We start from the raw sequence: 9,671 nt of genomic DNA on the forward strand, positions 1-9,671 counted from the left end.
ATCTTGTCGACATGCTTGGCGATGTTCGGAAACAGCTCACTTACCTCGGTTCCGCATTCACCATGCTTGCTAAATTTGAACGACGACGGATGGCCAACGCCACCGAGTCGGCGGTCACGTCCGAGTTTATCGCTCAGCGTTTTGCCGGCAAATTTGGCCAAGTCCGGCTTCGGATCGAACGTATCGATCTGGCTCGGTCCTCCGTTGGCAAACAAGTGAATCACGCGTTTGGCACGCGCCGGAAAATGAGGCGGACGCGGGCTCAGCGAATTACCGGCGATCGGTTCGCTGGCCGACACGAGAGCACTCTGAGATTCGTCGTTCAGAATTCCGGCCAGGGCAAGCATGCCTAGCCCCATGCCGCTACGCGACAGCATCCGTCGGCGATCAATGGATTCGAAAGTCATGGCGTTATCAATCGATATAAAGAAATTCGTTGGTCAGCATTAACGCTTGCGCCAATTGCGCGAGCGGTGTTAGCGGAGGGGGAGGGGGTGCTTGGAAATCGGCACTCGAATTCCATGTCGCATCTGAAATCGCCCCTTCGATCCCCTCGATCTCGATCGTCCAAATGTGAGCATCGGCCGTGGTGGTGGATCGCGGCGAGACCACAAAATCAATGACTTGGCCTTTGACCACCGCCAAACGATCCACGGTGGTTTTGGTTTCGCTGTTGGCGACGGTAAAGGATTCAGCGAATGAGTCCGAGCGAATCGTGGCAGTCACACCGTCGCCATTGTCGCGGGCGTGTTTCAGTTTGCCACTGATTTTGACAACGCCGTCATTCGGCGAGGTCCAGCGGCGGATCACACAGAAATCCTGGTTTTTGCCTGGATGAGCCCCGTTGGCAGTGATACGCAAATGCTTCATCACAGGATCTGGAAATTCGCTGCTGACTTGGTAGGAAGATCCCGTCCAAAATTCCAGCGGCGTGAACTCAGGCAGCGAATTATGCGAGTTTTCAGCAGCGACAAGCGGTCCATATCCGTACTGCCAAACCTGACCTTGTGTCACCACCGTCTCGGACGACGAACGCAAAAACGCAGTCGCCATCGATTGTTCCTGTGGCGATGGATCGCGGCTATAGACTTGCCGGTAAACCGTTTTGACTTGCGTCTCGACCGCCGCATCACCCGCCGCGATTCCCGCCACTTCCCGCGCCAATTCGGCGACGAACGGGTGGTTCATATTAAACAAGGCTTGTTGCGGAATCGTCGTTTCAGCACGCGAGGCCGCCGAAGCGGTCGGCGAGGCAAAATCGAACGTCCGCAGCATCGGATCCAATTCAATACGGTCGATGTAGGCATAGATCGAGCGGCGATGTGTGTAAGGAATCTCGCTCAGTTTGACCGAACGGCCGCCGATGGTTCGGTCCAGCGAATTGGCGACCGTCAACATCGAATCTCGCATCGCTTCGAAATCAAGACGGCGACGATTCTGACGCCAAACCAATCGGTTTTCAGGATCCAGCTGCAAGCCACGATCGTTCGCGTCGCTCGATTGAGCATACGCGTTGCTTGAAGTGATCGTGCGGTGCAGCCATTTCATCGACCATCCGTTACGCATGAATTCGCTTGCCAACCAATCCAGAAGTTCGGGATGGCTCGGCGGCGACGTCCGCAAACCAAAGTCGTCGAGCGATTCCACTAATCCGCTGCCGAAGTAGCGTGCCCAGACTCGATTGACGTACACGCGAGCGGTCAGCGGATTGTTTTCATCCGCGATCGATTCGGCCAATTCTTGCCGTCCGCTGCCGTTGCGAAACGGCTTGGGTTTTCCATCGGACAACACGCTCAAAAATTGACGTGGCACTCGATCACCCCGCCGGTTGGGTTCACCTCGCAGCATCACAAATGGCGTGATCGGCTTTTCTAGATCCACGACCGTCATTGCCCGCGGGGGTGCCGCCGGATGACTCGCTTCGACCTCAGTAATCGCCTTCTCGAGATCTCCTAATTTCTTGCGGCCTTTGCCGGACAACCGTGATGCCAAAGCCACTTTTTCGACGTCCAGGTCAAACCATCCTCCGGGGCCGAGCAGACGGACTCGGATTGCTTCACTCGATTCGTCGTCAAAACCTTCCGCATCAGGATGCTTTTTCTTAAAACCGTTCCATTGCTTGAGGGTCTCGTCGAAAACATCGGCATAGGCCAGCGCCAAGTCGGAACGCGATTTAGGCGGCGAGGATGTCAATTTCTGTTTGATCCGCGGATTGAGCGAATCGTCGCCCGACCATTTTTTTAGCAGCGCCGGCTGCTGTTTCTTGAATTCAGCCTCGCTGATCGACAACCCGTCGTGCCATGGGCCCAACACAGGATCATCCTGCCAACGATTGCTCTTCAGTTCACTTGTCAGTGAATCATTCAGCGGTGTCATCGCGATGTCGACGACTTTCAATTTGCTGATCGCGCCGCGAATGTCGAGTTTGCGTTCGAGCCCCATCATCGTGAAGCCTTTGATGTACAAAGGCAGCTTGCTGCGAAGTTCTCGGACGGCGTCCGTGCGAAGCTGCTTTTTGTATTGCAACAATTCGCGTTGTTTCGCGGCAAGCTTCTTTTCGAAATCGGCCTTCATGGAAATCGGAGGATCGCCAGTCGGGATAACGGGAAAATCGTCTGCCGTCTTGGAACTCGCAAACACACCGTACAGCGAATAAAAATCTTCGGTGGGGACGGGATCATATTTGTGATCGTGACATCGGGCGCAGGCGACGGTGATCCCCATTAGCCCTCGACAAACGACGTCGATCTTGTCGGCGGCTTGCTCGACCTTGTTGTTGCGAAATTGCGGTCCGACTGTCAACAATCCCAGTGCTGCCAACTCGGGCGCCGCAGGATCGTCGTTATAAAAGTCCGCAGCGATCTGTTCACGTAAAAATTGATCATAGGGTTTGTCGTCATTCAAACTGTCGATCACGTAATCGCGATAGGTATAGGCGTAGGGATAACGAAGCTCGGCTTGCGCCTGCCAATCCCGCGTGTCGGCATAGCGAGCAAGGTCCAACCAATAGCGTGCCCAACGTTCGCCGTGATGATCGCTCTGCAATAGTTGATCGATTGTGTTCGCTACCACTTCGCCCGTCGGCTTGGGATCATGGACAAACGCGTCGACTTGGTCCGCCGTCGGCGGCAGCCCGATCAAGTCAAAATAGAGTCGTCGAACCAGGACGCTTCGCTCTGCGGCGGGCGAGGGTTGCAAGTCGTTGTCAATCAACTGGCGAGCAATAAACGCATCGATCGGATGGGCGGCCCACGTTTTCCATGGTCCCTCGATCTCAAGCACCGTCGGATTTGCGATCGGTTGAAATGCCCAATGGGTCTCGGCCACCTTGTTGATCGCCACTTGGTCGCCCAGCGATGGCGTCACCGGCTCGTCGCTGGCGGGCCATGGTAATCCCATCCGAACCCACTTTTGCAATACCGTAATTTCCGCACGGCTCAAGGGTTCATCGGGCGGCATCCGTTCAAAGCCATCTTGGCCCAGCACCGCTTTGATGATGAAACTCTCTTCGACGTTTCGAGCGACCGCCGCCGGGCCACTGATACCGCCTTGCAAAACAAACGCCAGATTATCAAGCCGTAAATCCGATTCCTGCAGTTCCGGCCCGTGACACTCTTGGCATTTTTCGATTAATAGCGGCCGGACTTGGTTCTCGAAGAACTCTTCACGCGGCGTCAGTCCATCCCCATATAGAAGGGACGTGGTGATCAAGAAGCAGAGCAATCCAGAGAAGATACGTTTCATATGAAAATGACGGCTCAATGATTCAGCGGAATCGGTGGGAAAAATCCAACGAAAATCGGGAATCCGAGTTCGTAGGAGGGGGACAATACGGCGGGGGTCCTCCCAATAGTGTAAGTATAAAAGTCTCTGGCGTCGTCATCAAAGCGAATTGCCACGCTGAATTATTTTGCCAGCCGTTTGCCGCTAAAATGGCCCCCCACCTTGATCGATTGGAATCCAATGCCTCGTTCGGTTTTCGCAATATTTGGCCGCACCTTTTTGGTCGCACTCTATTTAGTTTGCTTTTTGCCCGAAGCAATCCCCTTCGAAACCGACTCCGCCGAAACAAACTCGAACAAGCCATTTCCTGCTGAAACGCTAAAGGAACGCGTGCAAAGGGTCGCCCAAACCTACATTCAATCTCAATCGATGGTCGGAGTTTCGATCGCGGTGATCGACGGCGACGTATCCGCGACGGTACATCAAGGACGCACCAGTGAAATCGGGCCTCCGCCGAATGACGCGACACTTTACGAGATCGGTTCGATTTCAAAAGTGTTTACCGGTATTCTGCTAGCCGACGCCGTCAAGCGAGGCCAAATCCGCTTGGATCAAGATGCCAGCGAGCTGTTGCCCACGGGGGTCACGATGCCGCGTTGGCAGGATCGTCCGATTACCGTCCTTGATGTTGCCACGCACCGGTCAGGGCTGCCGCGATTAGCCAACAACATGCCTAGTCTACATACCGCAAATCCTTACGGTGATTACACGTCCGCGTTGGCCTACGAATTTCTAAACTCGCATTCTCTCCGCCGGGCCCCCGGTGCCAAGTACGAGTACTCGAATCTTGCCTTTGGGTTGCTTGGGCACGGGATCGGACGCAAAGCGGGAATAGAGTACGACAAATTATTGCAGCAGCGTCTCACCAATCCGTTGGGGATGCCTGACACCCGCGTCGTGTTGAATCCAGCTCAAACCGCGAAATTGGCCACTCCCTACGACACTCAAAAACAACCGACATCGAACTGGGATTTTGCCGACATGCCGGGGGCCGGAGGCATTCGCAGCTCGATTGTGGACATGTTGCAGTTCGCAAAGATGCATTTGCAGGTGCCGCAAAACGAGATCGGCGCGGCGATCGAATTGGCGTGGCAGAAACATCACGTTGGAAAAAACGGCGATTCCTCGATGGGACTCGGTTGGCACTTGATGGGTGACAATTCGACTCGCAGTCACAACGGTCAAACGGGGGGCTATCACAGCATCATCTTGATCGATCGCAAAACTCAATCCGCAGTGGTTGTGCTCGCCAATACCGCGACCGACGCCGTGGATGCCTTGGCAATCGAGTTGCTCGAGATGATCCGACAAAACTAGCTGCGATTTGCGAGACCGATTGCGGGGCACCGGATCAGCCCTTATCACATTGCCTTCCTCCCGCCGTGGTTTGCTTCGCATTCGCATGCCAATCGATGGGGGGTGTCCTGCAGTAAAACGTGTCTTTTGAAGCAAGAGTGATTGATGGGAATCGTGATTCCACTGGTTCTAATTTTCTTTACCTGCCTGTTGATTTGGCGGGCATGTGACAGTTTTGAAATTGCGTCCGAGTACATTGGTCGCAACCTTTCCGAAGGCGTCCGTGGAGGAACGATCAACGCGATCTCGAGCAGTGTGCCGGAGCTGTTTACGACGCTGATTGCACTCTTCGTGCTGTCGGATCGAGATGGATTTTCAGTCGGCATCGGCACCACCGCCGGCAGTGCCTTGTTCAACGGAATGATCATTCCCGCAGCGTGCATTTTGTCGGTCGTCGGAGCGGTCGTGATGGGAGTTCGCGTGACGTCGGTGAACGTTTCCACCAAGGTGTTGCTGCGTGACGGATTGTCATTGATCTTTTGCGAAATCGTCTTGATTCTGTTGATCAACGGTGCCCAATTGCATTGGTGGCAAGGCTTGATCTTGATGGGGCTGTATGGAACCTATCTCACCTTCATGCTGCTGTCGATGAAGCGTACTGCGGCATCCGACGAAGGCATGTCGGACGATGACGAGCAAGATGCCGAAGACGAATCGGCGGACGAGCGAAGCGTGTTCGGGCACGCGTTCTATTGGCTTTCACTCGGACCATTGATGGACATGGAACGTGTTTTCGTCCGTGAAAAACATCGTCAACAAATCGACGAGGAAACCTGGAACGGTTGGCCGCTGTTGTTGGCATCGACCGCCGTCATCGGTGCCGCGTGCTGGTTGTTGGTCAAAGCATGCGAATGGCTGGGAACGGGAAGTGTCGAGCATCCAAGTTACACCTTGTTGGGTTACGAATTCCAAGGGATTGGCATGCCCGCGATGTTTGTTGCGGTGATCTTTGCCTCGATGGCCACCAGCGTTCCCGACATGGTGATGTCGATTCGCGATGCACGCGATGGTGATTATGATGACGCGGTGGCCAACGCGCTGGGCAGCAATGTGTTCGACATTTGTTTTGCACTCGGCTTTCCCTTGTTCCTGTTCACCCTGCTGCATGGCCCGATTGAAATGTCGCCCGACGTTGCCGCCCAAAGTGGTGAATTGCGACTGTTGTTACTGGTACTGACGATCGTCGGTTTCTTTGTCTATTACCTTGGCAAACGTGGTGTCAACGAAGCGGGAATCGAGTACGTCGAAATGCGACGCACAAAGGCGTTGATCCTGCTGGGAATCTACGTGCTGTTCGTGTTCTATATCGTCGCCCGCAGCCAACAAATGACATGGGCACTGGAATGGTCCGACGCATTGCAATCGCTGCTGCAGTGGTTGCCGACGATCGGTTAACGGCTTGTTGATTTGGTGAGCCGCGACGCGTCAGCGGCCGCTTCCCACGGATGCCCCGGTGCCGTACGGCCAATGTCCATCTACTTTGGGGAGCGCTCGCGGCTTTTGGGGCCTGAAGTTGCGTTATTGTCGTCTCTCCCGGCAAATCCTAACCCGACGCGTTAGTTTTGAAGTTGCGCTATTTTAAAGTGCCGGAGTCACGACAGCATTTAGCCTGGAGCGTAAGCCCCAGGATTTCCGGAGCCAAACGTTACCATAGCCCCGGAGGGGCGGCAGCGATCGATCATTTCGCTTTCTGTCGCCCCTCCGGGGCTTCGGATCATTGTTTTCTTCATTTTCCTGGGACTTACGCCCCAGGCTACATGCTGCCGCCACTGGCGTGGCTGAAAAACGCAACTTCAAAACTTTTTTGGGACACTCGGCGTTGGCCTCCGGCGTTGGGAACGCACTGTTTTTGGCGCCGTCACTTCGTCTTTTCTCTATTCAAAAAAATTTTTTTGACGTCGTGACCTGACGTGTCAAAGGCATCACGAATATTGGAAGTAGTCAAGCAAACGACTTCCCCTAAATTCTTTCGAGGTACCTATGAACACGATTTTGCGACGCGCCATGCACGACTGTGACAACTACGTCATCGAAATGGATTACGTCGATGCCGATGGCAATCAAACCCACCGAATCGTCAGCCCGATTCGATTTATGGGTAGCTATCGCTTCTTGGGGCTATGCCTGTGCCGCGAAGCTCCTCGTCAATTCCAATTGTCACGCTGCAAGAACGTGCGTTTAACCCCCGCGGCAGATGTTTTGATGCTGGTGGCAATGTGATTTTGTCGATGGGTTTGGAGCCCCCGACTGACGTCACCCCAGCCGACGACGCTGCCACAGATGACGCTGCCAAAGACGACGCTGGATCGCCAGGGATAGCGGAAATGCCAGCCACGTTGATTTCATCTCTGCCGTACTGTTTGCATGACGAGGATCGTCATGCAAATTGTGCGGCAGAGCAGTTGCAGTGGAAAAGTTTGCGGTCGAGCAGAACCATGGCAAACTTGCGATCTATTCTTCGATCGTCAACGTCTCGGTCACCCACTCATGCAGGGTGGCAATTTGATCCTCTTGGGTACCATGCAGCATTCTCATCCCATCGGCCCCCCCAATGATGTAGAACGCTTTTTCGACATCCTCGTCACTGATCAACTGCTGGGATTGATACAGCCGAATCTCAGCCAATGCCTTCATGCGGTCGGCTTTTGACCCCGAAAACAGCGAGGCGATGCGTCGCTTGGCGATCTCGGGCGACAACGTTGGCATCGCGACCAAGACCATTTGTCGATCGATGATGGCAAACAGATTGGCGATCTGTTCGTTCACGTAATCACGCGCCACCGTCCCAGGACGCTGGACTTCGAAGCTGTCCGACGGTTTGGAAAGTCCAATCGTTTTGCCATCGGCAACGCGAATCATTCGGCAGCGAGAAATGTTTTGAATTGCCCCTTCGCGGCCCTCTTTTAATATCACATCGAAATGCAAGATAAAGTCGATGTCGCGCGCTTTGGCTTTCTTGGTCGCTTCGGCCGAACTGACCGATCCGAGGTAGACAATCCCAGGCTTCCACATCGGAAATGGCTCGAGCCCGGAGTCAATTTTTGGTGTCTCGTCGAGCGGTGGGACCACCTCCATCTTGGCAGCTCGGTTGCCGCCAAATTCGGAGCTGGAATCCATCGATCGCTCCATATCCATCCGCTCCTGCTCCATCCGCATCTGCTCTTGCTCCATCCGCTCTCGCTCCATCGACTCGTTCATTTCCTGATCCATTGCATCGCTGGGGCCGTTGCCTGGCGTATCAACAACAGGCGGGGGTGGCGCGATCGACGAGAGTGCCAAGCCAAAATCCCCTCGCGAAAATCGCACTGAAAATTGCTCCGCTGTCACTTCTGCAACCAACCCCAGCGCCTCTTCGAGTTCGGCTTCGGCGGTTTGGTCCAAGTTCGCCGCGGCGGCCATGTTGTTTCCGCGGCCCATCGCCCCGTCGCTCATGCCAAATTCGTCGGGTCCCATGTCACTCACACCAAACTCTTCCCCGCGAAAGCCTGAGTTTCCTCGATTGCCTCCCGAGCCTTCCCTGATCGCCCCCTTGTCGCCCGCATCGTCGCCTCGCACGGCCAACGAGACTCCCCAGCGGATCTGCCACACGGGACGTTTGAGCATCGCGCTGTACTTGACGCTGTTGAGCTGTTCGCTGGCCTTTTCCGGCTCGATCACCAAGTTGCCAAAAAATAATTCCAGTGCGGTCGCCATTCGCCCCTCTAGAAATGCTTCATCACACTGTTTCTTCAGAGGTGGACGTTTGTCCTCCATCGCTGGGATCGAAGCTGCCATCAACGGCGCGAGGTTCATCGACGAAAAAATCGACGTGGGAGCGGATTGACGTGATTCACCGCCATACCCCATCTCCATCTGCTCCTGCATCGCTTGATAGTCCTCCTCACTTTGTCCATATAACGGCGAAAGCAAGACAGCCGTGACGAACACGGACGCAGAAAGGATCGCGATTTGGCGGCAAATATGACAGTGATTCAACATAAACGCCTCCCGCGACTTTAGCGGGGCTGGAGAAAATGGATTGGATTTGAAAAAAGACGAACTGAATTTTGGGAATGCCCGAGCTCAATCACCGCAGTTTACGCGTTCTTATCGCAAGGACGGGCACTTTTCGGTCTGTTTTTACGGCTAATTCGACGTACAAAACCATCGTGCACTGCTTATGATAAACAGTCTTAATTCCTGTGTGGTGGCCACCAACGTCGTCGATTTGATTTCATCGTACTCCGTTGTGCTTGGGTTCTCCCCCAAGAAGGCTGTTTCCAAGGGAACTTTTCCCTGTTTAGCTGCTTCCAACCGAATGTGCTTGCCTGTCAAATGCTTTTGGAAAAGCGTCGCGGGTAAAACCAAGATCGCGACAAGTCCTACCGAGAATCAAACAAGATGACCAAACGTCGATCATCCAACACTCAGCCCCACAAACGCGGACGGATTCGCATTCGGCGGCGTCCCATTGTCGAACATCTTGGCGATCGCCGCGTCCTGGCTGCGATTACGGGCGTGGTATTTGATGATTTGGACCATTCCTTTCGCCA

The 9,671-nt window shown here is 54.4% G+C and carries 6 protein-coding genes; 3 read left to right on the top strand and 3 right to left on the bottom strand.

What is annotated here, in order from left to right:
• Positions 1-407: DUF1501 domain-containing protein (locus ABX962_RS20640; protein WP_372721907.1), on the bottom strand; the 407-nt coding region annotated here is incomplete at its 3' end.
• Positions 408-414: 7 nt separating this feature from the next.
• Positions 415-3,744 carry a PSD1 and planctomycete cytochrome C domain-containing protein gene (locus ABX962_RS20645; protein WP_372721908.1) on the bottom strand — a complete coding sequence of 1,110 codons (3,330 nt, stop codon included), beginning with the start codon at positions 3,742-3,744 and terminating at the stop codon, positions 415-417.
• Positions 3,745-3,963: 219 nt separating this feature from the next.
• Here ABX962_RS20645 and ABX962_RS20650 point away from each other — a divergent pair, with 219 nt between their 5' ends.
• The 3 genes from ABX962_RS20650 (at position 3,964) to ABX962_RS20660 (ending at position 7,359) form a co-directional block, all read left to right on the top strand.
• Entirely contained in the window at positions 3,964-5,100 is a 1,137-nt protein-coding gene (locus tag ABX962_RS20650; protein WP_372721909.1) for a serine hydrolase domain-containing protein, read from the top strand.
• 144 nt (positions 5,101-5,244) lie between these two features.
• Complete coding sequence (locus ABX962_RS20655; protein WP_372721910.1) at positions 5,245-6,534, top strand: sodium:calcium antiporter; 1,290 nt, start codon at positions 5,245-5,247, stop codon at positions 6,532-6,534.
• Between the two features lie 585 nt (positions 6,535-7,119).
• Complete coding sequence (locus ABX962_RS20660) at positions 7,120-7,359, top strand: hypothetical protein (RefSeq protein WP_372721911.1); 240 nt, start codon at positions 7,120-7,122, stop codon at positions 7,357-7,359.
• A 231-nt stretch (positions 7,360-7,590) separates the two neighbouring features.
• On the opposite strand, the gene ABX962_RS20665 is transcribed toward ABX962_RS20660, so the two are convergent.
• A complete protein-coding gene (locus ABX962_RS20665; RefSeq protein ID WP_372721912.1) occupies positions 7,591-9,117 on the bottom strand; it encodes a hypothetical protein in 1,527 nt (508 codons plus the stop codon).
• Positions 9,118-9,671 lie beyond the last annotated feature (554 nt).

This window comes from Novipirellula sp. (assembly GCF_041583735.1).
Taxonomy (GTDB): Bacteria; Planctomycetota; Planctomycetia; order Pirellulales; family Pirellulaceae; genus Novipirellula.

Excerpts from the sequence above, each read along its gene's own strand:
- ABX962_RS20645 (WP_372721908.1), bottom strand. The coding sequence starts at position 3,744 with ATGAAACGTATCTTCTCTGGATTGCTCTGCTTCTTGATCACCACGTCC.
- ABX962_RS20650 (WP_372721909.1), top strand. The coding sequence starts at position 3,964 with ATGCCTCGTTCGGTTTTCGCAATATTTGGCCGCACCTTTTTGGTCGCA.
- ABX962_RS20655 (WP_372721910.1), top strand. The coding sequence starts at position 5,245 with ATGGGAATCGTGATTCCACTGGTTCTAATTTTCTTTACCTGCCTGTTG.
- ABX962_RS20660 (WP_372721911.1), top strand. The coding sequence starts at position 7,120 with ATGAACACGATTTTGCGACGCGCCATGCACGACTGTGACAACTACGTC.
- ABX962_RS20665 (WP_372721912.1), bottom strand. The coding sequence starts at position 9,117 with ATGTTGAATCACTGTCATATTTGCCGCCAAATCGCGATCCTTTCTGCG.